The following is a 24,512-nucleotide window of genomic DNA, read 5'->3' on the forward strand; positions in this document are numbered from 1 at the left end:
GAAGGAACAGGACGGGAAAGTACCCGTTATTCAGTTTGCCGAGAGGAAATTGATGTTTATTTGACCAAAGGCAAGGGCTGGGGTCAGGCCCGGCGGGTCTGACCCCGGTACTAATGCTGTCAACTACTGTGCCCCCACCAGCGCCGTGACGCGGATGGTCTTGGTTTCCGGCACTTCCGCATGCGACAGCACTTTGAGCTGCGGCAAGGCGCGGCGCAGGAAACGCGACAGCAAGGCGCGCAGCGGCGCCGGCACCAGCAGCACCGGCGTCAGGCCCAGCGCTTCCTGTTGCTGGGCAGCCAGGCCTGCCTGGTGCGCGATGGTGTCGGCCAGGCCCGGCTCGATGCCGGCGCCGTCGCCGCCATTGCCCATCGCTTGCATCAGCAGGCGCTCCAGGCGGCTGTCGAGGGTCATCACGGACAGTTCGGCCGAGCCGGGGAACAGTTGCTGCACGATGGCGCGGCCCAGGGCCACGCGCACCAGCGCCGTCAGGTCGTTCGGGTCTTGCGTGCTGACCGTATGCTCGGCCAGGGTTTCGATGATGGTGCGCATGTCGCGGATGTGCACGCCCTCGGCCAGCAGGTTCTGCAACACCTTCTGCAAGGTCGACAAAGACAGCATCTTCGGCACCAGGTCTTCCACCAGGCGCGGCGACTCCTTGCCCAGGTGGTCGAGCAGCGACTGCACTTCCGCGCGGCCCAGCAGCTCGGAAGCGTGCGAGGTGATCAGGTGGTTCAGGTGCGTGGCCACCACGGTGCCTGCGTCGACCACCGTGTAGCCCATCGATTGGGCCTGGTCGCGCAAGCTCGCGTCGATCCAGGTGGCGGGCAAGCCGAAAGCGGGATCGTTCGTGGCCAGGCCCGGCAAGGTGCCGCTGGCCATGCCGGGATTAATCGCCAGGAACTGGCCGTTGAACGCTTCGCCCACGCCCACTTCCACGCCCTTGAGGGTGATGCGGTAGGCGGACGGCTTCAATTCCAGGTTGTCGCGGATATGCACGGGCGGCGCCAGGAAACCCACTTCCTGGGCAAATTTCTTGCGGATGCCCTTGATGCGCTTGAGCAATTCGCCACCCTGCGTCTTGTCGACCAGGGGAATCAAACGGTAGCCCACTTCCAGGCCCAGGGTATCGACGGGCATGATGTCTTGCCAGCTGGCTTCTTCCTGCTCGGGCGCCACGGTCGCTTGCGGCACTTCGGCCGGTTTTTCGGACGCCTCTTTTTCCTGCATGCGTTTCTTGCTGATCAGAAAGGCGGCACCGGCCAGCAGCGAGGCCAGCAGCAAGAAGACCATGTTCGGCATGCCGGGAATGAGGCCCATGCCGCCGATGATGGCCGCGGTAATATACAGTACTTGCGGTTTCGCAAACAGCTGCCCCACCAGCTGGGTGCCGATGTCCTGTTCGCTGGCCACGCGCGAGACGACGATACCGGCCGCCGTGGAAATGATCAGCGAAGGAATCTGCGCCACCAGGCCGTCACCGATGGCCAGCAGGGTGTAGTTCTTGAGCGCGTCGGCAAAGCCCATGTCGTGCTGCAGCAAGCCCACCAGCAAGCCGCCGACGATATTGATGACGGTAACCATGATGCCGGCGATGGCGTCGCCGCGCACGTATTTGCTGGCACCGTCCATGGCGCCATAGAATTCCGCTTCCTGCGCCACTTCCGTGCGGCGGCGGCGCGCTTCATCTTCACCGACCAGGCCGGCGTTCAGGTCGGCATCGATGGCCATCTGCTTGCCAGGCATGGCGTCCAGCGCGAAGCGGGCGCCCACCTCGGCGATACGGCCCGCACCCTTGGTCACCACGGTAAAGTTGATGATCGTCAAAATAATGAAGACCACGATACCGACCGTGTAGTTGCCGCCGATCAAGAAGTGACCGAACGCCTCGATCACTTTACCGGCCGCGTCGGCGCCCGTATGGCCTTCCGTCAGCACCACGCGCGTGGAAGCCACGTTCAGCGACAGGCGCAGCATGGTCGACACGAGCAGGATGGTCGGGAAGGCCATGAAGTCGAGCGGCTTGACCGTGTACAGCGCCGTCAGCAGCACGATGATCGACAGCGCGATATTAAAACTGAAGAAGATGTCGAGGATGAAGGCCGGCAGCGGCAGCACCATCATCGCCAGCAGCATGATGATGATGACAGGCGCGGCGATGCCCTTGCTGGCGTTGCCGCCCATTCCGCTGAGCCAGGCTGGCATTCTCAGGCCGTTCATGGTGTACTTCCTTTATTCTTGTCTTCTGCGCCGGCTGCGGGCGGTGTCTGTGAGGCGGGATTCTGCGGGTCGAGCTCGGGCGGCACGTCGAGTTTCTTCGGCTTGTCGGGACGCTCGCCCTGGCCCTTGCCATAGCTGCGCAGCTGGAACACGTAGGCCAGCACTTCGGCCACGGCGCCGTACAGCGCCTCGGGAATTTCGTCGCCGATGTCCGTGTGCTTGTACAGCGCGCGCGCCAGGGCCGGCGCTTCCAGGATGGCAACCTTGTGTTCGCCGGCCAGTTCGCGGATCTTCGCCGCCACCTCGTCGATGCCCTTGGCCACCACCTGCGGCGCGCCGCGCGAATTCTCGCCGTACTTCAAGGCCACCGCGTAGTGGGTAGGATTGGTCACCACCACGTCGGCCGTCGGCACATCGGCCATCATGCGGCGGCGCGACATTTCATGCTGCATCTGGCGTATCTTCGCCTTGATCTGCGGATTGCCGTCCGACTCTTTCGACTCTTGCTTGACTTCCTGCAAGGACATTTTCATCTTGTTAGCGTAGTGCCACATCTGGTACGGACCGTCGATGGCGGCAATCAAGCCCAGCGCGCCGACGATCAGCAAAAAGGCCGTGATCAGCAAGCTGATCAGATGAGCCGAACCGGCGCGCAAGGATTCCACCGACAAGCCCAGCACGGCGTCCTTTTGATGCTGCATCACCATCCAGGCGACGACGCCGACAACGAGGGTCTTGGCGATGGCCTTGAGCAATTCCACCAGCGCATTCTTCGAAAACATGTTGCCCAGGCCGCGAATCGGGTTGAGCTTGCCAAAATTGGGGGTGAACGCCTTGGAACTGAACAGCCAGCCGCCCACCAGCACGGGCGACGCCAGGGCGACGAGCATGATGGCCAGCGCGTACGGCAGGCAAGTCAGCAAGACGGAGCCCACGTCGTAGCCGATGCGCAGCATCATCGCATCGGGATTGAGTATCTGCTCCCGGTCCAGGGTCAGCCCGGACACCATGACAGCCGTCAACCGCCGCACGATGGCGTCGCCGGCAAACCACAGGCAGCAGCCGGACGCCATCAGCACAGTGAACGTTGCCACTTCACGCGATCGCGGAACGTCGCCTTCCTCACGCGCCTGCTCGAGGCGCTTCGGTGACGCGGCTTCGGTCTTTTCTGCGTCGCTGTCTTCCGACATCAATCAACTCCGGTGAAGTCCTGCAGCCTGGCTAGGCGCAATACGGACTGGGCATGTGGCATTATCGGTTCAATTACCGCAACGCCATCAAGGGAAAAGGAGGGCGAATCCCCTGCTTTTCCTTTGCCTGAATGAAACAGCCGCAGGCGCCCACTTCAAAGGAGACCGAAAAATGGTCAGGGCAAGGCGCAGCCCCGAAGACAGTACGAACAGTACGGCGAGGGGTTGCAACGCAGTCATGGCCATTTTCTCGGGGCTCCTAACGGCTTTTCCTCGCCTCGGCCTGCTTGACGGTCTGCTCGATGGCGCCAAACAAGGACTTGCCGTCGTCCCCCAGCATCTCCAATCGAACAACATCGCCAAACAACAGAAATGGCGTGCTGGCGACGCCATCGGCGATCATCTCCTGGTTACGTCGCTCAACGATGCTGGAAAACCCCTTCTTAACTTCCTTGTTGGCGACCCCGCCCGCGCTGACCACGCTGCCGGCGCGCGCGTTGCGCGTCTGGCACAGATGAGCGAGCAATTGCGGGTAATTGAACGCCATGTCGGCGCCCGCGTGGGGCTGGCCCGTCAACTTGCCGTTCAGGCTGCAGCGCAGGGCGTGATGCACCTTGCCGCCGCGCCAGGCATCGCCCAGCTCGTCAGGCGTGATGGCGACAGGAGAGCAGGCCATGGCCGGTTTCGCTTGCAGGAAACCATAACCACTCGCCTGCTCGTCGGGCACCAGGTTGCGCAGGGTGATGTCGTTGACCAGCATCAACAGCTTGATGTTCAGGTGCGCCTGGTCGGGCGTGGAGCCCATGGCCACGTCGTCCGTGATGGCGGCGATGCCTGCCTCGTAATCGATGCCCCACTGCTCGTGCGCCAGGATGATCTCGTCGTGGGCACCGAGGAAATCGTCGCTGGCGCCCTGGTACATGCGCGGTGCGTCGCGCAAGTTGGCCGGTGCCTCGCGGCCTGCGGCCTTGCAGGCCCGCTCGATCTGCGGCAGATAGGAGGCGCCGGCCACGCGCAGGCTGCTGCGCGGCAAGGGCGCCATGCAGTTGGCGGGGTCGAACTCGAAGGCGCGATGGCCGCGGCCGCTATTGATGGTCTGGTACAGCAAATCGAGCTGGGGCGCGATGAAACTCCAGTCGTCGAGCGCCTTTTGCAGGGTCGGGGCAATGCCATCGGCCAGATGGGCCGTTTTCAGGTCGCGCGACACGACAGCCAGCTGGCCGTCGCGCGTGCCATCCTTCAGGGTAGCTAATTTCATGGGCGGGAAACTTCGTCAAATGCAGGCAATGGAGACTAAAGACGCCAAAAAGCCGGGACATCCCCGGCTTTGGCGGTCAGGAAGGGACTAGGCCAGGAGCGCGATCTGCTCGGGCGTCAGGTAGCACCACTCGCCTTCGGCGATGCCCAGCGATTCCAGGGTCAGGCTGCCGATGGCGGAACGGTGCAGCGCGCTGCAATGGTTGCCGGCGGCGGCCAGCATGCGCTTGACCTGGTGGTATTTGCCTTGCTCGAGCACGATTTCCAGCTGGTGCTCGCCCCGCTTGACGCAGACGAGGGCCGCCAGCGGGGCCGGTTCGTCGTGCAATTGCACGCCAGCCAATAGCAGGGCCACCAGTTCATCCGTTACGGGTTCTTGCGTGGTGGCCTGGTAAATCTTGGGAACGTGGCGCTTCGGCGACGATTGGGCATGGATAAACGGGCCATCGTCGGACATCAGCAACATGCCGGTCGTATCGTGGTCGAGCCGGCCGACGGGCTGGACTTCGCGCCAGGTGAATTGTTCCGGCAGCAAGGTCAGCACGCCAGGGTGATGGCTGGGCTTGCGCGAGCATTCGAAGTTGGCAGGCTTGTTCAGCGCCAGGTACAGGTGCTGGCGGACCACCCACTCTTCTTCGAACACATGCAGCACCAGGCCTTCGGTCTCGACGGTGGTGCGGTAATTGGTCTGGGTGAAGCCATCAATGACGACATCGCCATCCTCGATGAGGGAACGACAATATTTACGGGTGCCAAAACCCTGCGATTGCAGGATGCGGTCTAGGGATAATTTACTCATGGGCGTGACTTTACCAGAAGCGGCTGGCAGCGTGAAGCGGCGGCACCTGGCGCCCGCGCGGCGGTCCAGGCAGCATGAAACCATGGCACACGCAGAAATACCAAAAAGAACAAGGTGAGATTTGGCGAGAAATGGTTGATTCCTTTGAGAAATATCAAGCGCTCGGAATATCGCATTGATAGACTGAAACTTCGGTAGGAATCCGCCTAACGAGCTTTAGGAATAATAACCAGGCAACGACCCACAAGGACATTGTATGAAGCATACCGATACCATCGCCTTACAAGGCAGCATCGCCGACATGCGCCAGCGCATCGCTGCGGAACAGGCGGCCATGCACAAAGTCAGACTCGGCGTGGCACGCTGGAGCAGCACCCCTGCGCCGCAGGATGCGGACGCGCCGCCATCGCCAGCCAGCCAGACGCACTGGCATGCCGAGGCGCAATGCCATTTCATGTGCTGGCTGGAGCTGGGTGGTTTTGCGCACGCGGATGCGGAAACCGACAGCGTGACCGCGCCTGCCACGGCGGACACACCGTCCGACACCAACGCCAGCGCCGGCGCTGCGGCAGCCAGGCAGCCGCTGCCCGCGCACTGCAACGGCTGCGCCGTCTGAGCGCGGCCCGTCCGACCAGCCATGCCCTGCCTTCGCATGCCTGCCTTGCCAGCGCACCCAGACGCATCCGCCGACACCGGCCCATCCAGCACACACAAAAGGAAACGGCGGCATTGCGCCGCCGTTCCCAAGCCCCATCGGGACTTTAGTGAGGAATGTAAATTCACTCAAAACCACATCTGCGATGCGGCGAGTAGTTCCAAGACCTGCCAATCAAGTTAGTACTGACAACATAGTTGATATATCGCCCCTCCTTGAAAAGAACTACGCTTTCACTATAGCCCAAGCAGCCCCGTTTTCAAGCCAATTTACCACCTTATTGAAAATCATTCTCGATTGGCTTGCCTGTCAGCCAAGAGTGATGTCCTCAGCGCAACGCCGGTTGTGACTGCTGCACGGCCGCCTTCATGGCGCCCGCGCCCATGGCGGCGCCAAACTTTTTGAGCACCCGTTCCGGCAAGCCTTCATGCTGCGTGTAGTCGACGATGTCTTCCGCCTTGACGATATCGCGCGCCACGCTGTCGACCGTACCGAAATCGTCGGCCAGGCCCATTTCCACGGCTTTCGCGCCCGTCCAGTACAGGCCGGAGAAGGTATCGGCCGTTTCCTTCAGGCGCTTGCCCCGTCCCGTGCGCACGACGTCGATGAATTGCTGGTGGATTTCATTGAGCATGCTCTGCGCATACGCCTTGTGTTTTTCCGTCAGTGGGCTGAACGGGTCCATGAAGCCCTTGTTCTCGCCCGCCGTCAGCAAGCGGCGCTCGACGCCGACCTTTTCCATCACGCCCGTGAAGCCGAAGCCATCCATCAGCACGCCGATGGAACCGACCACGCTGGCCTTGTTGACGTAGATGCGGTCGGCGGCGGCGGCGATGTAATAGCCGCCCGAGGCGCACATTTCATCGACCACCACATATAAAGGCTTGTCCGGATAGCCCTTGCGCAGGCGCTGCATCTCGTCGACGATCATGCCGGCCTGCACGGGACTGCCGCCCGGACTATTAATATGCAGCACCACGGCCACCGAACCGGCATCGGAAAATGCCTTGTCCAGCGCGGGGATGACGACGGCGGCCGAGCCGCTGCCTTCGGACTCGATGGCGCCGCTGATGTCGATCAGGGCCGTGTGGCGGCCCAGGGTTTCGCTGTCGTCGGCCGTGTTGTAGTCATAAAACACCCACAGGGCGAACAGCACGATCAGCAGGCTGAAGACCTTGAAAAAGATGCTCCAGCGGCGGTGTGCGCGTTGCTCTTGCAAAGTGGCAAATACCAGCTTTTCCAGCACGTCGCGCTCCCAGTGTCCCGCAGGGGCGCCGTGGCCGGCGGCTGGCGCGCTGCTGGCCAGCTTGTCATTCGTGTTATCGCTCATGGTTCACTTTGCTTAAATTACAGAAAGCCCGTCCCGGCCTCAGGCCGGCAGTGGCTGGACATACTCGTCGGGTTGCCAGTACAGCTGGCCATCGCGCTCGGCCACGGCAATCGGACGCAAACGCCCGCCCTTGCAGGGGCCGCCCGCGCACAGGCCGCTTTCCGGCACATAGATGGCGCCATGCGTCGAACACATCAGGTACAAGCCGCTGGACTCGAAAAACTCGCCCTCGGCCCAGTCCAGTTCGATCGGCACGTGGGCGCAGCGGTTCAGGTAGCCATACGCCTTGCCGCCGTGGCGCACGACAAAACCGGTGGTCGCTTCGCCACCGGCCGAGACGGGAAAGCGCACGCCCTTGCCGCCATCGGCCACGGCGTCGGCGGCACAAATGAATACATCGACAACATCGTTCATCATGCGTGCTCGCTCAGCCATTGATGCAGGTCGGCCACCGTGGCGGCCGAATACAGGGGATGGCAAGCTTGCAACTGCTCCACCGGATGCGCTCCATACTCTACGGCAATACTGGCCGCGCCTGCATTGCTTGCCATCAACAAATCATGACTGGTGTCGCCGATCATCACGGTACGGCGCATATCCTGCCCCAGTTCGCGCGTCAGTTCCTGCAGCATGGCCGGATGGGGCTTGGAAAAGGTTTCGTCGGCGCAGCGCGTCGCATCGAACAGCGACAGCAGCTTGACGGCATTCAAGGAGCGGTTCAGGCCGACACGGCTCTTGCCCGTGGCCACCGCCAGGAAATACGCCTGCTGCGACAGTTCCTGCAGCATTTCGTAGACGCCCGGAAACAGGGCCAGCTCATGGTCGCGCGACAGGTAGTGATAGCGGTAGCGCTCGGCCATGCGCGCATGGTATTTCGGCTCCACGTCGGGCATCACCAGCTGCATGGCTTCCTGCAAGCCCAGGCCGATCACATGCGAAGCGAGCAACTCGGTGGGAATTGGCAAGCCCAAGTCTTTGGCCGAAGCCTGGATGCACTTGACGATGGTCGAGGTACTGTCTATCAGCGTACCGTCCCAATCGAAGACGATCAGATCAAATTGCTTTCTTGCCATGTTTCCCGACGGCATAGCCGCCGGCTCCTTGATAGTGAATGACGGCGACTGACTACCTTGTGAGTAGTGTCGCGCGCACGGTGCTTACTTATCGTGCGGCAACGGCCAATGGTTTGCCCAAGCTTACCAAGAAACGCTCGCATTCGGCAGCCAGCGGCGCGTTCAGGGTCATCGTCTTGCCCGTTTCCGGATGCGTAAACGTGATCTGGTGCGCGTGCAGGAACATGCGTTTCAGGGCACCGCGCGTGCTGTCGGCTTTCAACAGGGCACGGTTGAGGGCAAAGTCGCCATATTTATCGTCGCCGGCGATGGGGAAACCGGACGAAGACAGGTGCACGCGGATCTGGTGCGTGCGTCCCGTCTTCAATTCCGCTTCCAGCAAGGCGAAGTTGTGATATTTATGCAACAGTGAAAACACCGTGTGCGATGCCAGGCCATCGGCCTGCACGGCCACCCGTCGCTCGCCTTCGGCCGTCGTATATTTATGCAGCGGCAACTTGATATGCTGGCGTGCATTCTTCCAGTCGCCGGCCACCAGCACCAGGTAACGCTTGTCGGTGACGCCGTCGCGCATCTGTTCATGCAGATTCGTCAACGCCGAGCGTTTCTTTGCCAGCAACAGCAGTCCGGACGTGTCGCGGTCCAGGCGGTGCACCAGTTCCAGGAACTTGGCGTCGGGGCGCGAAGCGCGCAATTGCTCGATCACGCCGAACGACACGCCCGAGCCGCCATGCACGGCCACGCCGGCCGGCTTGTCGATGACGAGCAGCTGCGCATCTTCGAAGATGATCTTGAATTCGGCGGCCGGCGCGCCCGTGGGCGCCTTTTCGGCCACGCGCACGGGGGGAATGCGCACCACGTCGCCGGCGGCGAGACGGTACAGCTGATCGATACGGCCTTTATTAACCCGCACTTCTCCCGATCGCAAGATCCGGTAGATGTGGCTTTTAGGCACTCCCTTGCACACTCTTAATAAGTAGTTGTCGATGCGCTGGCCTGCTTCTTCCTCGGCGATCGTTACGAATTGGGCTTGCGGCTGAACCGGGGGTGTTGAAGGGGGAACAACATCATTTTGACTCTTCATTTACTATGTCTTCCCAGAAATCTCTCTAAGTCCTTCATTTTGAATATATAATTGTTTTTGCTGCGGCCCTGGCTGCTGCGAGTGTAAGAATAAAAGCACATTTTACACAGGGGCGTCTCCACCGGCCTCGCCAAATTGCAAATTCGGTGGAAAAAAATGTATATGCACCATCCCTGCGCGAATCAAGGTTGCACCGTAGTTGTAATCGGATAACGCGTGGAGATGCTGAAGTGAGTGTATTGGATTATAAGGATAAGTACCCGTTAGCGCGACTTATCGAGTCGGGCTCGCGGGTTGATGAAGTTGATAACGCTTGCCGTTTTCGCCAAACCCCGTATGCGGCCACAATACTGAGGGTTGTCGATGAATAGGCTGAGGCCAAGCCTCGCCATCGCGATCCCTGTAATGAGCCGGCTTACGATTTGGCTCTGAATTTGCTGACCACTTGCATTCTCTGCCCCCGACATCCGGGCTGCTTCAGATGAGTTGCAAGTGTCCTGTGCACTCGGCATGACGATCGACCTCACCGCGCCTGTTGCGGCCGTAACGTATACCTCGTACGCGTTGTTGCTCCGCACGCCTAGGCATTTCCCCCGCCAGCACTCCCGTTCTCGCATATATCCCTGTACTTCGCCGCTTCCCCGGAAGTGGCTTTGAGATGGCCTACGGGTCGCGGAGTTATAAAAATGAAACGCATGTTGTTTAATGCCACGCAGCAAGAAGAACTGCGCGTAGCGATTGTCGACGGACAAAAACTGATCGACATCGATATCGAGACAGCCGGGCGCGAACAGCGCAAATCCAACATCTACAAGGGCGTGATCACGCGCATCGAGCCATCGCTCGAAGCGTGCTTCGTCAGCTATGGCGAAGACCGCCACGGCTTCCTGCCTTTCAAGGAAGTTGCCCGCACGTACTTCCGTGAAGGCGTGGACGTGCGTAACGCTTCCGTCAAGGAAGCGCTGCGCGAAGGCCAGGAAATCATGGTCCAGGTGGAAAAGGAAGAGCGCGGCAACAAGGGCGCCGCCCTGACCTCGTTCGTCTCGCTGGCCGGCCGTTACCTGGTCCTGATGCCGAACAACCCGCGTGGCGGTGGCGTATCGCGCCGCGTGGAAGGTGAAGAGCGCCAGGAATTGCGCGAAACCATGGATAAACTGGACTTGCCTGCTGGCATGTCCGTCATTGCCCGCACCGCCGGCATCGGCCGCAACGTCGATGAACTGCAATGGGACTTGAATTACCTGATGCAACTGTGGCGCGCCATCGAAGGCGCCGGCAAGTCGGCCAACGGCGCTTTCCTGATCTACCAGGAATCGTCGCTCGTCATCCGCGCCATCCGCGACTACTTCCAGCCCGACATCGGCGAGATCCTGATCGACACCGACGAGATCTACGACCAGGCGCACCAGTTCATGAGCCACGTGATGCCCGACATGGTGCACCGCGTAAAACGCTACAGCGACGACGTGCCGCTGTTCTCGCGCTTCCAGATCGAACACCAGATCGAAACGGCCTACAGCCGCACCGTGCCGTTGCCATCGGGCGGCGCCATCGTTATCGACCACACGGAAGCGCTGGTCTCCGTCGACGTCAACTCGGCCCGCGCCACACGCGGCTCGGACATCGAGACGACCGCCTTCAACACCAACTGCGAAGCGGCCGAAGAAGTGGCCCGCCAGCTGCGCTTGCGCGACTTGGGCGGCCTGATCGTCATCGACTTCATCGACATGGAAGTGGCAAAGAATCAGCGCGAAGTGGAACAGCGTCTGAAAGATGCGCTGCACCATGACCGTGCCCGTGTACAAATGGGCAAGATTTCCCGCTTCGGCCTGATGGAACTGTCGCGCCAGCGCCTGCGCCCTTCGCTGTCCGAAGGCTCGCACGTGACGTGCCCGCGCTGCTCCGGCACCGGCCACATCCGCGATACGGAATCGTCCGCCCTGCAGGTGCTGCGCATCATCCAGGAAGAGGCGATGAAGGAAAACTCGGCCACCATCCACGTGCAGGTGCCCGTGGACGTGGGCGCCTTCCTGCTGAACGAAAAGCGTGGCGAAGTACTGAAAATCGAGAACCGCCACCGCATCGCCGTGATCCTGATCCCGAACAAGCATCTGGAAACGCCGCACTACAAGCTCGAGCGCATCAAGCACGACGATCCGCGTCTGGAAGACAGCCAGGCCAGCTACAACCTGGCTGAAAGCGCTGAAACCGACATGGCTTACAGCAAGCGCCAGAAGGAAGAAGCCAAGCCGCGCCAGGAAGCCGTCGTCAAGACGATCACCCCTGACCAGCCGGCACCGCTGGTCGAGCGCAAGCCCGTCGAAGCGAAACCGGCTCCAGTGGCCGCGCCTGCCGCACCACAGGGCCTGATCGCCAAGATCATCAGCTTCTTCACCGGCGCCCCGGCACCGGTGGCACCGGCACCCGCCCCTGTCGCACCAGCCAAGCCGGCCGGCGCCGACCGCGGCGACCGCAACAGCCGTGGCCCGCGTGGCCGTGGCCGCAACGGCAAGCCTGGCCGCGAAGAACGCGAACCGGGCCAGGGCCGTCCAGCCCAGGACGATACAGCAGCGGAAGCACTGGAAAAAGCGGCACGTCCGCCACGCCCACCGCGTCCGCCACGCGAACCGCGTGAAGCCCGCGAAGGCGGCGATGCAACGGCAGCACCACGCGAACGCGGTGAGCGTCCTGAACGCGCCGAGCGTCCGGAACGCGCAGAACGTGCCGAACGTCCGCCACGCCAGCCACGCGAAGGTCGCGAACCGCGCGCCGACAAGGCTGTTGTTGCTGAAGTGAAAGCTGAAGAGCTGGCACTGGTTGGCGCCACCGCCAGCGCAGTGAATGTCGTCGTGCCGTCCAACGGCCCGGAATCCGACGCCGCACCGGCCAACCTGCTGAAAGCGCCGGCCAATGCCGGTCCTGAAGGCGAAGAGACGGAAAACGACGTGGAAGGCGAAGAACCGCGTCGTCGCCGCCGTCGTGGTGGCCGCAACCGCAACCGCCGCGACCGCGAAACGGGCGAGCTGATCGAATCGGCAAACGGTGAAAACGAAGGCCAGGATGCGCCGGTAATCAGCTTCACGGTTGCTCCGGCGCCGGAAGCTGCCGCCGATGCCGCTCCAGTAGCCGTCGTGGCTGCCGCCGCTGTCGTCGCCGTCGCTGCGCCAGTGGAAGCTGCTGCCGAAACCGCTCCTGCCGTCGTGGCTGAAGTGGTCGAAGTGGTCGAAATCGCCAAGGTCGTGGACATCGCCAAGGTCGAAGAAGCCGCACCAGCCGCTGAAGTGATCGTAGCGCCAGCCCCTGTGGAAGCGGCTGCAGCGCAAGCTGAACCAGCCGCTGCCGAACCAGTACCAGCTGCCGAGTACAGCTTTGCCGAGAAAACGGAAGCTGCACCGGCGCAAGCGCCTGCTCCAGCGGAAGTCATTGTCGAAGCGGCGCCAGTCGTGGAAACGGTTGCTGTCCTGGAAACCGTCGCCGTAGCTGAAGAGGCGCCAGTCGCCGAAGCGGCACCGGCCGTGGTGGAAGCGGCCCCGGTGGTTGCCGAAGTGGCTCCCGCCCCTGTTCCTGCACCTGTTCCGGCGCCAGCCCCTGTCGTTGCTCCTGCTCCTGCTCCTGCACCGGCTCCTGCTGCGCCAGTCGCCGCGCCGCTGGACTTGAGCGCAGTGCTCGGTTCGGCCGGCCTGACCCTGGCTGCCACCGATCCGGAAAAACTGCGCCTGGCGCAGGAAGCCGCTGCCAAGGCAGTTGCTCCCGTGCGCAAGCCGCGCGAACGCAAGCCATTGCCGCCGCAATCGGATGAGCCGTTGATCCAGGTCAACACGCAACGTCCATAAGCGCGCCGGGTTCGCCCAGCCGCCAATGATGAAAGGGGAAGCTCAGGCTTCCCCTTTTTTACGTCCACTTCTTTGCCAGCCATCCGCCCGCCATGCACGAGAACGCCAATCAAGCTCCCGCCCCCGTCAGCCTGCGCAGCGCCTTCCGCTACTGGCTCAAGCTCGGTTGCGTCAGTTTTGGCGGCCCGGCCGGGCAAATCGCCATGATGCATGCGGAGCTGGTGGAAAAGCGGCGCTGGATTTCCGAGCAGCGCTTCCTGCACGCCCTCAACTACTGCATGCTGCTGCCGGGGCCGGAAGCGACCCAGCTGGCCATCTACATCGGCTGGCTGATGCACCGCACGCGCGGCGCCCTGGTGGCGGGCCTGCTGTTCTTGCTGCCCTCGCTGCTGGTGCTGATCATGCTGTCCTGGCTCTACATGGCGTATGGCCACGTGGGCGCCATCACCGGCGTCCTGTACGGCATCAAGCCGGCCGTCGTCGCCATCGTGCTGGCGGCCGCCTGGCGCCTGGGCCGGCGCACCTTGCGCAGCCCCGGCCTGATCGCCATCGCAGCGAGCGCATTTGTCGCCATCGCCGTGCTACAGCTGCCATTTCCGCTGATCGTGCTCGCCGCCGCCCTGCTGGGCATGGCGGGCGGGCGCTGGCTGCCGGGCCACTTTCATCTGGGCGGCACGCAACATGTCGGCGCGGCCCGCTACGGCGCCGCCCTCATCGATGACGACACGCCCACGCCGGAGCACGCGCGCTTCAGCTGGCCGCGCCTGCTGGCCACCTGTGCGCTGGGTCTGGCCCTGGCTTTCCTCGCCTGGCTGGGCCTGGCGCTGGCGGGCGGCGCGGACCAGCCGCTGGCGCAGATGGGCGTGTTTTTCAGCAAGGCGGCCCTGCTCACGTTTGGCGGCGCGTATGCCGTGCTGCCCTATCTGGTGCAGGGCGCCGCCGACCACTACCACTGGATCACCAGCGCGCAAATGATGGATGGCCTGGCGCTGGGCGAAACGACGCCCGGTCCCCTGATCATGATCGTCGCCTTCATCGGTTTTGTCGGCGGCTGGGGCCATGCCGTGACAGGGGAGCAGCTGTGGCTGGCGGGCGTGTGCGGCGCGCTCGTCGCCAGCTGGTTCACCTTCCTGCCCTCGTTCATCTTCATCCTGGCCGGCGCGCCGCTGGTGGAAGCATCGCGCGGCAATCTGCGCCTGAGCGCGCCCCTGACGGCCATCTCGGCGGCCGTGGTGGGCGTCATCGCCAGCCTGGCGCTGTTCTTTGGCCGCCATGTCTTCTGGCAAGAAAACCCGCTGCCGCACTGGGACTGGCTGGCGATGTTCATCGCGCTGGCGGCCGGCGTGGCGCTGATCAGGTTTCAAGTGGGCACCATCAAATTGCTGCTCGCCTGTGCCATCTTCGGCCTCGTGCTATCGTATCTGCCTTGAACGACTCAACGTAAGTGGTACCACCTTTCATGGCTGACAAGATTATCTACCTCGCCGAAGCCCGCAACGGGGCACCGGCGATCCCCGCGCAGCTGGAAAGCCCCAGCGGCAATGTGGCCGACAGCCTGGGCCGGCCCTTGCACGACTTGCGCATCTCGATTACCGACCGCTGCAATTTCCGTTGCGTGTATTGCATGCCGAAGGACGTGTTCGACAAGAACCACGTGTATCTGCCACACACGGATTTGCTGTCGTTTGAGGAAATCACGCGCATCGCGCGCCTGTTCGTCGCGCACGGCGTGGAAAAGATCCGCCTGACGGGCGGCGAACCGCTGCTGCGCAAGAATATCGAAAAGCTCATCGCCATGCTGGCCGAACTGCGCACGCCGTCGGGCCAGCCGCTGGACCTGACCCTGACGACCAATGGTTCCTTGCTGGCAAGAAAGGCGCAGGCGCTCAAGGATGCGGGCCTGAACCGGGTTACCGTGTCGCTCGATTCGCTCGACGACGCCACCTTCAAGCGCATGAACGATGTGGACTTTGCCGTGGCCGACGTGCTGCACGGCATCGATGCGGCGCACCAGGCAGGACTCGGCCCCATCAAGATCAACATGGTCGTCAAGGCCGGCATGAACGAGCAGGAAATCGTGCCCATGGCGCGCCACTTCAAGGGCACGCCATACATCCTGCGCTTCATCGAATACATGGACGTGGGCGCCTCGAACGGCTGGAACCTGCAGGAAGTCATCCCTTCGGCAGAAGTCGTGCGCCGTATCGGCGCGCAGATGCCCTTGCTGCCCATCAACCCGAACTACACGGGCGAAACGGCGGCGCGCTGGCGCTATGCGGATGGCAGCGGCGAAATCGGCCTCATTTCCAGCGTCACGCAAGCGTTCTGCGCCGACTGCAGCCGCGCCCGCCTCTCGACCGAAGGCAAGCTGTACACGTGCCTGTTCGCCAGCAGCGGCCACGACTTGCGCAGCCTGCTGCGCGGCGACCACAGCGATGCGGAAATTTCCTCGGCCGTGGCGCAACTGTGGCGCGGCCGCGGCGACCGCTATTCGCAATTGCGCACCAGCCAGACGGATTTGACGGGCGGCGCACTTGAGCACGGTAAAAAGAAAGTGGAAATGTCGTACATCGGCGGCTGAATCGGGAGCGGCGTACGCCTGCCGCTGCTACCATGGCGTATGCATCCACATTTTCGCCTCTCATGATCAACAAACACGACATTACCGGCCTGATCCTGGCCGGCGGCCTCGGCACGCGCATGGGCCAGCGCGACAAGGGCATGCTGTCCCTGCATGGCCAGCCCCTGGTCCGCCACGTGCTGCAGCGCCTGGCGCCGCAAGTGGGCCAGCTGGCCATCAGTGTCCATGCGGATGCGGGCGACTACGCGCGCTTCGGCCTGCCCGTGTGGCCGGACGCGCTGCCCGGCCAGCTCGGTCCGCTGGCCGGCTTGCACAGCGGCATGCAGCATGCCACCGCCCCCTATCTGCTCACCGTGCCGTGCGACTCGCCATTGCTGCCGCCCGACCTGGCGGCGCGCCTGGCCGCCGGCCTGGCCGAGCACAATGCGGACCTGGCCATCGCCGTCACCGAGGACATCGATCCCTCGACGGGTCAGCCGGTGCGCCGCCCGCACCCCGTCTTCTGTCTCGTCAAGACTTCCGCCCTGTCCCAGCTCGATGCGTACCTGCGCGGCGGAGAACGCCGCATGCGCACCTGGCATGGCCCCTTGAAACTGGCCGAGGTGCTCTTCGAGAACAATAGCGCGTTCGGCAACATCAATACCCCGGACGAGCTGGCGGCCCTGCAGGCGCAGGGCCTGTCCGTGCCGATGGCGCAAGCCATCCTGGCCGACACCGTCGCGCCTGTCGCCGAGATCGAGGAACTGCCGCTGCCGCAAGCGTTCGAGCGCATCCTGGCGGCCGACATCATCTCGCCCATCAGCGTGCCCGCGCACGACAATTCCGCCATGGATGGCTACGCCCTGCACGGCGCCGATCTCGGTGGCGACACTGCTGTCACCCTGGCCGTGGTCGACACCATCCTGGCCGGGCGTCCCGGCACGGTCAACATTGGACGCGGCCAATGCGCGCGCATCATGACGGGCGCCGTCATGCCGGACGGCTGCGACAGCGTGGTGCCGCAGGAACTGGTGCAGCACGCCAGCGCACAGCACATCACCGTGGCGCCGGACTGCATCCGCGCCGGCGACAACCGCCGCTTCAAGGGCGAGGACCTGATGCAGGACCAGCCTGCCCTGCTGCAGGGCAAGATACTCGGACCGGCCGAGCTGGGTCTGCTGGCCTCGCTGGGCATCGCCACGGTGCCCGTGCGCCGGCGCCTGCGCGTGGCCTTCTTTTCCACCGGCGACGAGTTGCGCTCGATCGGCGAGCCGCTCGACGCGGGCTGCATCTACGACAGCAACCGCTACACCCTGCTGGGCATGCTGACCCGCCTCGGCTGCGAGGTGCTCGACATGGGTATCGTCAAGGACAATCCGCAAGCGCTGGAAGCGGCCCTGCGCGGCGCCTGCACCACGGCCGACGTCATCGTCACGTCGGGCGGCGTGTCCAGCGGCGCGGCCGATTTTACGCGCGACATCCTGGCGCGCCTCGGTGACGTGGCCTTCTGGCAAATCAACATGCGCCCGGGCCGCCCCATGGCCTTCGGCCGGATTGCCAGCGAGGGCGAATCGGCCTTGCTGCTGGGCCTGCCCGGCAACCCCGTGGCCGTGATGGCGGCGTTTTATTTCCTCGCCCGCCCGACCCTGCTGCGCCTGATGGGCGCCGACGCGGACACATCCGCCCTGCAGCTGCTGCAGGTGGCGGCGCAAGCGCCCATCCGCAAGAAACGGGGCCGCACGGAATACCAGCGCGGCATCGTCGAACGGGGCGCGGACGGGCGCCAGCACGTGCGCGTGACGGGAGCGCAAGGCTCCGGCATCCTGCGCTCGATGACGCAAGCCAATTGCATGATCGTGCTGCACGAAGCGCAAGGCCACGTGGCGGCCGGCGACCTGGTCGATATCGTGCTGTTCCATGGATTGACCTGATGTACCACCAACGGCCAGGCTGACGCGCTGGCCGGGCTGCATTCCACGCTGCGTCACCTGCGTTTCGCCCTCCTCTTCACAACGGCCCGCCCTGCGCGGGCCGTTCGCATTGCCCTTTCGCAATCAATTTATCCTGCACGGCAACTGTTCAGCTATCAAGATAAAAATATTAATCATTTCCACGACCAATAAATCAATAAAGACAACACTAATTGTAATAATTTTATTTATTAGTTGATATTGAAGTTTCTTCGGTGATAACATTCAAACTTGTATAAAGTTCAATTTTGATATTGTTTTCATGAGGAAACTAACAATGAGACACAGCTCATGGATCGCGGGAGCCAGCATGCTGGGCGTGGCATGCCTGCTTGCTACCTTGTCCCTGGCGCCCTTGACCGCCAGCGCGAAAGGCATCGCGCGCGCCGGTGTGCTGGATAACTGCAACTGGAACCGTCCAGGCGTCGACCCGTTCATGGGTGACGTGGTGGCGGCGGTAGACCGCTATACGGATATCGCGCCGCCAGTGCGCGAACAATTGAAGGAGCGCATGCGCGCGCGCCAGTACGATGAGATCGTGGTGATCAGCCGCGACGCCATCCGCGGCAAGGGCAACTACAACACGCGCATCAGCGACATGCATTTCGGCCCTGGCCGCGTTTGCCGCAATGTCACACGTGCAGGCTGGAGCGAACAGATGCAGGAACGGGGACTCGTGTATTGCGTACAGGGCCAGTGCATCCTCGTGCCGACGATTTGCCGTAACGTCAGCCGTATCACGCAGGCACCCGCGTCGGCGCCGCCGGCGGCAGGCGCCGCGCCCGGCGGTGCAGCGCCTGTTGCCGCCGCCCCCGCCGCCCCGGAAGCGGCAGGCGTGCCACTGATCGACAATCCCGACGCCTTGCGCGGCGGTTCTTTCACGGGCGGCGCCATGCCGCCCGAGGTGGCCAGCATTCCATTCCTGCCTTTCAACAATTATGTGCGTACCGTCGGCGGCATCACGCCGCCGGCCGGCATGGGCGGCGGCGGTGGTGGCGGCGGTGGCGGCGGTCTGCCGCCGGACCAGGGCAGCAGCATCATCGTGCCGCCCACCGTGATCATCCCCACCTTTCCCCCCACGGTGCCGACGGTCTTGCCGGCCGTGCCCGAACCGCAAACCTGGGCCATGCTGCTGGCGGGAGTGGCGCTGGTCGGCTACAGCGCGCTGCGCCGCCGCACTGTGCGGGCGGCCTGAGGCTGCGCGCTACTCGCCGTCGCCGGCGTCCGCCTTACCCAGCAGCAAGGCGGCCGCCTCGCCCGGCAAGGCTTCCACGGATTTCAATTTGCGCGCCATCTGCCGGCTGCGCACTTCCGCGCTTTCAATATTCTTCGCCGCCTTTTCCAGGGTCAGCCGGGTTTGCGACAGCACGTCGCCGAACTTGCCGAACTCCGTCTTGACGGCGCCCAGCACTTGCCACACTTCCGACGAGCGCTTTTCCAGCGCCAGGGTGCGGAAACCCATTTGCAGGCTGTTGAGCAAGGCCGTCAACGTGGATGGTCCGGCGATGCTGACCCGGTGCACGCGCTGCAATTCGTCGGCCAGGCCCGGGCGGCGCAACACTTCCGCATACAAGCCTTCCGTGGGCAGGAACAGGATGGCAAAGTCGGTGGTGTGCGGCGGCGCCAGGTATTTCTCGGCGATGGTTTTCGCTTCGCCGCGCACGGCCCGTTCCAGCTCGCGTCCAGCCAGCGCCACGCCGTCGGCATCGGCCCGCTCGGCCGCCTCGACCAGGCGCTCGTACTGTTCCTTGGGAAACTTCGCGTCGATCGGCATCCACACGGGAGGGCCGCCGTCGGAGAGGCCCGGCAGTTTCAAGGCGAATTCCACGCGCGCGCCGCTGCCGGCCACGGTTTCCACGTTCTTCGCATACTGGTCGACAGTGAGTACCTGCTCCAGCAGCATTTCCAGCTGCACTTCGCCCCAGGTGCCACGCGTCTTCACATTGGTGAGTACCCGCTTCAAATCGCCCACGCCCAGCGCCAGCTGCTGCATTTCACCGAGACCCTGGTGGACTTTTTCCAGCCGCTCCGACACTTGCTGGAACGACGCACTGAGGCGCGTTTCCAGGGTGGCGTGCAGTTTCTCGTCGACCGTCTTGCGCATCTCTTCCAGGCGTGCGCCATTGTCGGCCTGCAAGTCGCGGATCTTGCTCTCGAGCGTGGCGCGCACTTCCAGCATGCGCTGCGCATTCGATTCCGTCAGCTGGGCCAGGGTTTGATTGGTACTCTCGGCAAAGCGCGCCAGGCTTTGCGCCTGCTCTTCGCGCCCGACTTTCCCCTGCGCCTGCATCTGCGTGCGCAGGCTGTCGAGCTGTTGCAAGGTCGCCGCCTGGAATTGCGCCAGGCCGTTGGCCAGATCCTGGCGCGTCGCTTGCGCCGATGCCTGCAGCTGCAGCCGCACTTCGCGCTCGACCCTGTCGATGCGATCCAGGCTTTGCTGCTGGTGCTGTTGCACCAGGGCCAGGGTGGTGGCGCCATCGCCGGCCGCGCCACGCGGGCGCAGCAAGATCAATAGCAACAGGACGATGGCGACGATGGCGGCGCCCAGCAGGCTGTAAAACTCGATTGGGCTCATGGGTGTCAGTCAGGCTTGTTGCGCATCCAGTCGGCCGTCTGATAGAACGATTCCATCAGGCGTACGCGCAAGGATTCTTCGATGCCCGTGTCTTCCATGGCCCAGGCCATGGCGCGCAGCCACTGGTCGCGCTCGCTGGTGCCGATGGCGTAGGGCAAGTGACGGGCACGCAGGCGCGGGTGGCCGAATTTCTCGATATACAAATCCGGTCCGCCCATCCAGCCCGTGAGGAAGAAATACAGCTTGTCGCGCGAGCCGTCCGTCGATGGCGGATGCATGACGCGGATGCCGGCGAACTCGGCTTCGAGCTCCATCAAGTCATAAAAACGGTCGACCATTTCGCGCAGCACGGGGGCGCCGCCGATGGTCTCGTACAGGGTGGGGGCAGTGGTATCAGTCATGGCCGCCATGATAGCGCAAGCGCTGGCGCCTCATGCGGCGGCAGCTGTCGCTGCCACAATAAAAAGCAATATACTTGACTACTCAAGCTTATATCAACTACCATGCAATCTTTAAACACGGGAAGATAAAGCATGTCGACCACCGCAGAATCCCACTTGATGCGCAATACCAACTTCCGCTGGCTGCTGGGGGGCGGCCTCGTGTCCATGCTGGGCGACCAGTTCAGCATGCTTGCCCTGCCGTGGCTGGTGCTGAGCGTGACGGGCGATAGCCTCAGCCTGGGCATCGCCGTGGCCCTGATGGGCGCGCCCCGCGCCGTGCTCATCTTGTTGGGTGGCACGGTCGCCGACCGGCATTCGCCCCGGTGCGTACTGCTGGTGAGCAAACTGGCCAATGCCGCCATCCTGCTGGCGCTGGCCGGGCTGCTGCTGCTGGACCAGGCCAGCCTGGCGCTGGCGTATGCGGCCGCGCTGGCACTGGGCATCGCTTCCGCCTTCGGCATTCCCGCCGGCACGGCCATCCTGCCGCAAGCCGTGCCGTCGCAGTCACTGCAAGCGGCCAACAGCCTGCAGATGGGTGCGCGCCAGTTGTCCTTGCTGGCCGGTCCCCTGCTGGCGGCGCTCGTGCTCGGCACCCACGATGGCGCCCGGCACACCGGAATGGCGGCGCTGGCCGCCGCCTTTGCCATCGATGCGCTGACGTTCCTGTTCTCGGCCTGGACCTTGCGGCAAGTCAGCCTGCGGCCACTGGCCGCGGCGGCGGCGCAGGGCATGTGGCGCGACATGGCGGCGGGCCTGGCCATGGTGTGGCGTGACATTCCCTTGCGCAGCTGCTATGTGTACTGGGCGGTGGTGGCCTTCTTCGTCATGGGGCCGCTGCAAGTGGCCTTGCCCGTGCTGGCCAGCGAGCGCCTGCACGGCGCTGCGGCGCTGGGTGTGCTGATGGGCGCGCACGGCGCGGGCACCCTGGCCGGCATGCTGGCGTCCAGCCTGGGCGGCGCCTGGCTGCGCCGCCGCTTCGGCGCCACCCTGCTGCTGGTCGATGCGGTCGTGGGCCTGCTGCTGATGGCGCTGGGGCAAATCGGCACGGTCTGGCAGGGCGCGGCCTTGCTGGCCGTCACGGGCATGCTGGGCGGCTATGTGCAGGTAGCCATCTTTACGTGGATACAGCGGCGCGTGGCGCCCGCCATGCTGGGCCGGGCAATGGCACTGTTCATGGGCATCTTCCTGGGACTGGCGCCCCTGTCGGCGGCGGCCACGGGCGCGTTGCTGCGCCACCTGAGCGTGGGCGAGCTGTTCTGCGCTGGCGGCGCCCTGCTGCTGGCCGCCGCCGTGGCCGCCATATTGTGGACGGATATTCCCCGCATCGGGGCAAGCGATTATGCAGTTCAACCTTAAGGCAGTCACAGCATGGATAAAACACGACAAGCGGCCCTGAAAGCGGCCTACCGGCAACAAGCGCCCGCGCTGGGCATCATCGCACTGCGCCACTTGCCCAGCGGACGCACCCTGCTCGAACGCAGCCGCAATGCCCCTGGCGCGCTGAACCGCCATCGCTTCGAACTGAACCTGGGCAAGCACCGCAATACGCTCCTGCAGGCTGACTGGCAACGCGACGGCGCGGCGGCCTTCCGTTTCGAGCTGCTCGATGCCGTCAAGGTGCCCGACGATCCAGCCTTCGATGCGGATGCCGAACTGGACGCCCTGCTGGCGCTGTACCAGGCACAGCTGCTGGAGCAGGGACAGGCACGCTATTGAGCGGCCATGCTTTACACTTGCGCACTCAAGCACTTCGCAGCGAATTGAAAGGACGTCATGATCGATCACACTCCCCCGCCGCCGGACGGCGCCAGCGCGCTGGACTTCTGCCTGCGCCTGGCGCGCGCCCAGGCCGTGCTGGTGCGCCGCTTCGACAGCATCCTGGGCAATCTGCATGGCCTGAGCTTCAGCGATTATCAGTTGCTGTACCACTTGCAGCGCGCGCCTGGCGGCCGCCTGCGCCGCATCGACCTGGCCGAACGCCTGGCGCTGACGGCGTCCGGCATCACGCGCTCCTTGATGCCGCTGGAAAAAATCGGCCTGGTGGCGCGCCAGGCCGATGCGCGCGATGCCCGTGTCGGCTATGCCGTCATCACGGAAGCGGGACAAGCCCTGCTGCTCCACGCCGATGCGACAGCGCAGGCACTGGGCCAGGAATTGCTGGGCAGCGCCAGCGCGGAACAGCTGGCACCGCTATCCATGCTGCTGGCCGGCATCGCCGGCAGCCAGCCAGCGAACGGCTGACGCATCGCCCTTACACGAGCGCCAGCTTGCGCAGGCGCCGCGTCGACTGCCAGTGTTCCACGCCCGTTTCGTCGCGGATGGCGGCGCAGGCGGCCAGCACTCTTGCGCACTCATCCTCGCGCAAGCCCGCATTCAGGGTCAGGCGCACGATGGCGCGGTTCTTCGCCGTAGCCGGGGCACAAAACATGGCGCCGTAAATGCCGTGCCGTTCCAGCGCCTGGCGCAGGGCCAGGGTGGCCGGTTCGCCGCCCGCCTCCAGCGCCACGATCTGCTCCGTGCCATCGCTGACGTTGTAGCCCAGCTCGCGCAAGCCGTCGCGCACCTGCAGCGTGTGGCGCCGCAGGGTGGCGCGGCGCTCGTCGGCGGCCATGATGAAATCGAGCGCCGCGCCCAGCCACGCCAGCTCATGCGCCAGCAGGCAGGAACTGAAGATGGCGGGGCGTGATTCGGACAAGAAATACCCCTTGAAGCGGCTGGAACAGCTGATGAAACCGGCCCGGCCCGCGAAGGCCTTGGCCAGCGATGCCGTGCGGAAATGCACGCGGTGGCCCAGTCCCCAGGCTTCCACCAGGCCCGCGCCCTGCGGGCCGTGCGTGCCCAGCGAATGCGACTCGTCGACCACCACCACGCAGTCGCTGCGCTCGGCGATATCGAGCAGCTCCAGCAGCGGCGCCAGGCTGCCGTTGGTGCTGTACAGGGCATCGACGACAATCACGCCACGGCCATGCTTTGCCACCTGCCGTCGCAGGTGCGTCATGTCGTTGTGCAGGAAGGGCACGGCCTGGGCCTGGGCCGACAGCACGCCTTCCCACAGCGACGCGTGAGCCTGCATGTCCAGGTAGACGGGAATGCCGGGGCCGGCGATACACTGCAGCAAGCCGACGTTGGCCGCCATGCCGGACTGCGCCAGGATGCCATCCTCGCAGCCCATGAAGCGGGCCAGCCGGCTTTCCAGCCGGTGCTGTTCGCTGCCTTCCTGCAAGTACACGGCCGACATCAGCATGCCGCCCGCATGCGCCTGCAGGGATGCCACCTGCGCCGCCACCAGCGTCGGCTCGGCGGCGATGGACAGGTAGTCATTGCCCGCCAGGAAAATAGCATGGGCGGGGGTTGGTTGCCAGGCATGGGGATGCTGGCCGCCCAGCAGTTTTTCGATGCGCGTGATGTGATGCGCATCCATGCGCCGCACGATGTAGTCGGGCAGGCAGTGTTCGGCACGGGCGAAAGATGGGGTATGCACGCTGGTAGCGATGGTCATGGTTTTTCTCCTAGGGAAAGGTTT

20 protein-coding genes are annotated in these 24,512 nt (G+C 63.9%); 9 read left to right on the top strand and 11 right to left on the bottom strand.

The genetic code is table 11. From position 1 onward, the window contains the following. Window positions 1–123: 123 nt before the first annotated feature. From flhA to JAB1_RS18315, 4 genes are all read right to left on the bottom strand, one after another. On the bottom strand, window positions 124–2,220 hold the full coding sequence (flhA, locus tag JAB1_RS18300; RefSeq protein WP_070281304.1) for a flagellar biosynthesis protein FlhA: 2,097 nt from the start codon (window positions 2,218–2,220) through the stop codon (window positions 124–126). Further along, window positions 2,217–3,410 carry a flagellar biosynthesis protein FlhB gene (flhB, locus tag JAB1_RS18305; RefSeq protein ID WP_034785289.1) on the bottom strand — a complete coding sequence of 398 codons (1,194 nt, stop codon included), beginning with the start codon at window positions 3,408–3,410 and terminating at the stop codon, window positions 2,217–2,219. Before flhB ends, flhA begins: the two co-directional genes overlap by 4 nt. Window positions 3,411–3,669: 259 nt before the next feature. Further along, the gene (locus JAB1_RS18310) at window positions 3,670–4,668 is read right to left on the bottom strand and encodes a fumarylacetoacetate hydrolase family protein (protein ID WP_070281305.1); all 999 of its coding nucleotides are present in this window, start codon (window positions 4,666–4,668) and stop codon (window positions 3,670–3,672) included. Between the two features lie 87 nt (window positions 4,669–4,755). Beyond that, a complete protein-coding gene (locus JAB1_RS18315) occupies window positions 4,756–5,466 on the bottom strand; it encodes a 16S rRNA pseudouridine(516) synthase (RefSeq protein ID WP_070281306.1) in 711 nt (236 codons plus the stop codon). Between the two features lie 256 nt (window positions 5,467–5,722). Between JAB1_RS18315 and JAB1_RS18320 the strand changes: the two genes are divergently transcribed. Continuing rightward, window positions 5,723–6,082, top strand: a complete 360-nt coding sequence (locus JAB1_RS18320) for a hypothetical protein (RefSeq protein WP_070281307.1) — start codon at window positions 5,723–5,725, stop codon at window positions 6,080–6,082. 367 nt (window positions 6,083–6,449) lie between these two features. Here the strand turns inward: JAB1_RS18320 and JAB1_RS18325 are convergent, their stop codons facing one another. The 4 genes from JAB1_RS18325 to JAB1_RS18340 all read right to left on the bottom strand — a co-directional run bounded on the left by JAB1_RS18325 (window position 6,450) and on the right by JAB1_RS18340 (window position 9,608). Next, window positions 6,450–7,451, bottom strand: a complete 1,002-nt coding sequence (locus JAB1_RS18325; protein ID WP_034785283.1) for a S49 family peptidase — start codon at window positions 7,449–7,451, stop codon at window positions 6,450–6,452. Between the two features lie 39 nt (window positions 7,452–7,490). Then, complete coding sequence (locus tag JAB1_RS18330; protein ID WP_092608465.1) at window positions 7,491–7,868, bottom strand: Rieske 2Fe-2S domain-containing protein; 378 nt, start codon at window positions 7,866–7,868, stop codon at window positions 7,491–7,493. Next, the gene (locus JAB1_RS18335) at window positions 7,865–8,524 is read right to left on the bottom strand and encodes an HAD-IIIA family hydrolase (RefSeq protein ID WP_034785432.1); all 660 of its coding nucleotides are present in this window, start codon (window positions 8,522–8,524) and stop codon (window positions 7,865–7,867) included. The genes JAB1_RS18330 and JAB1_RS18335 overlap by 4 nt, the downstream gene beginning before the upstream one ends. 88 nt (window positions 8,525–8,612) lie before the next feature. Further along, window positions 8,613–9,608, bottom strand: a complete 996-nt coding sequence (locus tag JAB1_RS18340) for an RluA family pseudouridine synthase (RefSeq protein WP_034785281.1) — start codon at window positions 9,606–9,608, stop codon at window positions 8,613–8,615. Between the two features lie 686 nt (window positions 9,609–10,294). Between JAB1_RS18340 and JAB1_RS18350 the strand changes: the two genes are divergently transcribed. From JAB1_RS18350 to JAB1_RS30120, 5 genes are all read left to right on the top strand, one after another. Next, window positions 10,295–13,441: an Rne/Rng family ribonuclease gene (locus JAB1_RS18350; protein ID WP_070281308.1), complete on the top strand. Its 3,147-nt coding sequence runs from the start codon at window positions 10,295–10,297 to the stop codon at window positions 13,439–13,441. 92 nt (window positions 13,442–13,533) lie between these two features. Then, complete coding sequence (chrA, locus tag JAB1_RS18355; RefSeq protein ID WP_070281309.1) at window positions 13,534–14,871, top strand: chromate efflux transporter; 1,338 nt, start codon at window positions 13,534–13,536, stop codon at window positions 14,869–14,871. A gap of 29 nt (window positions 14,872–14,900) precedes the next feature. Next, the gene (gene moaA / locus JAB1_RS18360; protein WP_070281310.1) at window positions 14,901–16,022 is read left to right on the top strand and encodes a GTP 3',8-cyclase MoaA; all 1,122 of its coding nucleotides are present in this window, start codon (window positions 14,901–14,903) and stop codon (window positions 16,020–16,022) included. A gap of 62 nt (window positions 16,023–16,084) precedes the next feature. Next, complete coding sequence (gene glp, locus JAB1_RS18365) at window positions 16,085–17,932, top strand: gephyrin-like molybdotransferase Glp (protein ID WP_070281311.1); 1,848 nt, start codon at window positions 16,085–16,087, stop codon at window positions 17,930–17,932. Window positions 17,933–18,248: 316 nt separating this feature from the next. Next, window positions 18,249–19,166, top strand: a complete 918-nt coding sequence (locus JAB1_RS30120) for an MHFG family PEP-CTERM protein (protein ID WP_139144602.1) — start codon at window positions 18,249–18,251, stop codon at window positions 19,164–19,166. Between the two features lie 9 nt (window positions 19,167–19,175). Here JAB1_RS30120 and rmuC read toward each other — a convergent pair whose 3' ends face one another. Both rmuC and JAB1_RS18380 read right to left on the bottom strand, forming a co-directional pair. Next, entirely contained in the window at window positions 19,176–20,546 is a 1,371-nt protein-coding gene (rmuC, locus tag JAB1_RS18375) for a DNA recombination protein RmuC (protein WP_070281313.1), read from the bottom strand. A gap of 5 nt (window positions 20,547–20,551) precedes the next feature. Continuing rightward, window positions 20,552–20,947, bottom strand: a complete 396-nt coding sequence (locus tag JAB1_RS18380; protein WP_034785429.1) for a group II truncated hemoglobin — start codon at window positions 20,945–20,947, stop codon at window positions 20,552–20,554. A 132-nt stretch (window positions 20,948–21,079) separates the two neighbouring features. On the opposite strand from JAB1_RS18380, the gene JAB1_RS18385 reads away from it, so the two are divergent. Genes JAB1_RS18385 through JAB1_RS18395 form a run of 3 tightly spaced genes read left to right on the top strand, consistent with a single transcriptional unit; the run spans window position 21,080 to window position 23,230 of the window. Then, the gene (locus tag JAB1_RS18385) at window positions 21,080–22,345 is read left to right on the top strand and encodes an MFS transporter (protein ID WP_070281314.1); all 1,266 of its coding nucleotides are present in this window, start codon (window positions 21,080–21,082) and stop codon (window positions 22,343–22,345) included. A 12-nt stretch (window positions 22,346–22,357) separates the two neighbouring features. Next, window positions 22,358–22,705, top strand: a complete 348-nt coding sequence (locus tag JAB1_RS18390) for a GIY-YIG nuclease family protein (RefSeq protein ID WP_070281315.1) — start codon at window positions 22,358–22,360, stop codon at window positions 22,703–22,705. Window positions 22,706–22,762: 57 nt separating this feature from the next. Beyond that, window positions 22,763–23,230 carry a MarR family transcriptional regulator gene (locus JAB1_RS18395; RefSeq protein WP_070281316.1) on the top strand — a complete coding sequence of 156 codons (468 nt, stop codon included), beginning with the start codon at window positions 22,763–22,765 and terminating at the stop codon, window positions 23,228–23,230. A gap of 10 nt (window positions 23,231–23,240) precedes the next feature. On the opposite strand, the gene cqsA is transcribed toward JAB1_RS18395, so the two are convergent. Continuing rightward, on the bottom strand, window positions 23,241–24,488 hold the full coding sequence (gene cqsA, locus JAB1_RS18400; RefSeq protein ID WP_070281317.1) for an alpha-hydroxyketone-type quorum-sensing autoinducer synthase: 1,248 nt from the start codon (window positions 24,486–24,488) through the stop codon (window positions 23,241–23,243). Window positions 24,489–24,512 lie beyond the last annotated feature (24 nt).

Source organism: Janthinobacterium sp. MP5059B, assembly GCF_001758645.1.
Classification (GTDB): domain Bacteria; phylum Pseudomonadota; class Gammaproteobacteria; order Burkholderiales; family Burkholderiaceae_D; genus Janthinobacterium; species Janthinobacterium lividum.

Excerpts from the sequence above, each read along its gene's own strand:
- flhA (WP_070281304.1), bottom strand. The coding sequence starts at position 2,220 with ATGAACGGCCTGAGAATGCCAGCCTGGCTCAGCGGAATGGGCGGCAAC.
- flhB (WP_034785289.1), bottom strand. The coding sequence starts at position 3,410 with ATGTCGGAAGACAGCGACGCAGAAAAGACCGAAGCCGCGTCACCGAAG.
- JAB1_RS18310 (WP_070281305.1), bottom strand. The coding sequence starts at position 4,668 with ATGAAATTAGCTACCCTGAAGGATGGCACGCGCGACGGCCAGCTGGCT.
- JAB1_RS18315 (WP_070281306.1), bottom strand. The coding sequence starts at position 5,466 with ATGAGTAAATTATCCCTAGACCGCATCCTGCAATCGCAGGGTTTTGGC.
- JAB1_RS18320 (WP_070281307.1), top strand. The coding sequence starts at position 5,723 with ATGAAGCATACCGATACCATCGCCTTACAAGGCAGCATCGCCGACATG.
- JAB1_RS18325 (WP_034785283.1), bottom strand. The coding sequence starts at position 7,451 with ATGAGCGATAACACGAATGACAAGCTGGCCAGCAGCGCGCCAGCCGCC.
- JAB1_RS18330 (WP_092608465.1), bottom strand. The coding sequence starts at position 7,868 with ATGATGAACGATGTTGTCGATGTATTCATTTGTGCCGCCGACGCCGTG.
- JAB1_RS18335 (WP_034785432.1), bottom strand. The coding sequence starts at position 8,524 with ATGGCAAGAAAGCAATTTGATCTGATCGTCTTCGATTGGGACGGTACG.
- JAB1_RS18340 (WP_034785281.1), bottom strand. The coding sequence starts at position 9,608 with ATGAAGAGTCAAAATGATGTTGTTCCCCCTTCAACACCCCCGGTTCAG.
- JAB1_RS18350 (WP_070281308.1), top strand. The coding sequence starts at position 10,295 with ATGAAACGCATGTTGTTTAATGCCACGCAGCAAGAAGAACTGCGCGTA.
- chrA (WP_070281309.1), top strand. The coding sequence starts at position 13,534 with ATGCACGAGAACGCCAATCAAGCTCCCGCCCCCGTCAGCCTGCGCAGC.
- moaA (WP_070281310.1), top strand. The coding sequence starts at position 14,901 with ATGGCTGACAAGATTATCTACCTCGCCGAAGCCCGCAACGGGGCACCG.
- glp (WP_070281311.1), top strand. The coding sequence starts at position 16,085 with ATGATCAACAAACACGACATTACCGGCCTGATCCTGGCCGGCGGCCTC.
- JAB1_RS30120 (WP_139144602.1), top strand. The coding sequence starts at position 18,249 with ATGAGACACAGCTCATGGATCGCGGGAGCCAGCATGCTGGGCGTGGCA.
- rmuC (WP_070281313.1), bottom strand. The coding sequence starts at position 20,546 with ATGAGCCCAATCGAGTTTTACAGCCTGCTGGGCGCCGCCATCGTCGCC.
- JAB1_RS18380 (WP_034785429.1), bottom strand. The coding sequence starts at position 20,947 with ATGACTGATACCACTGCCCCCACCCTGTACGAGACCATCGGCGGCGCC.
- JAB1_RS18385 (WP_070281314.1), top strand. The coding sequence starts at position 21,080 with ATGTCGACCACCGCAGAATCCCACTTGATGCGCAATACCAACTTCCGC.
- JAB1_RS18390 (WP_070281315.1), top strand. The coding sequence starts at position 22,358 with ATGGATAAAACACGACAAGCGGCCCTGAAAGCGGCCTACCGGCAACAA.
- JAB1_RS18395 (WP_070281316.1), top strand. The coding sequence starts at position 22,763 with ATGATCGATCACACTCCCCCGCCGCCGGACGGCGCCAGCGCGCTGGAC.
- cqsA (WP_070281317.1), bottom strand. The coding sequence starts at position 24,488 with ATGACCATCGCTACCAGCGTGCATACCCCATCTTTCGCCCGTGCCGAA.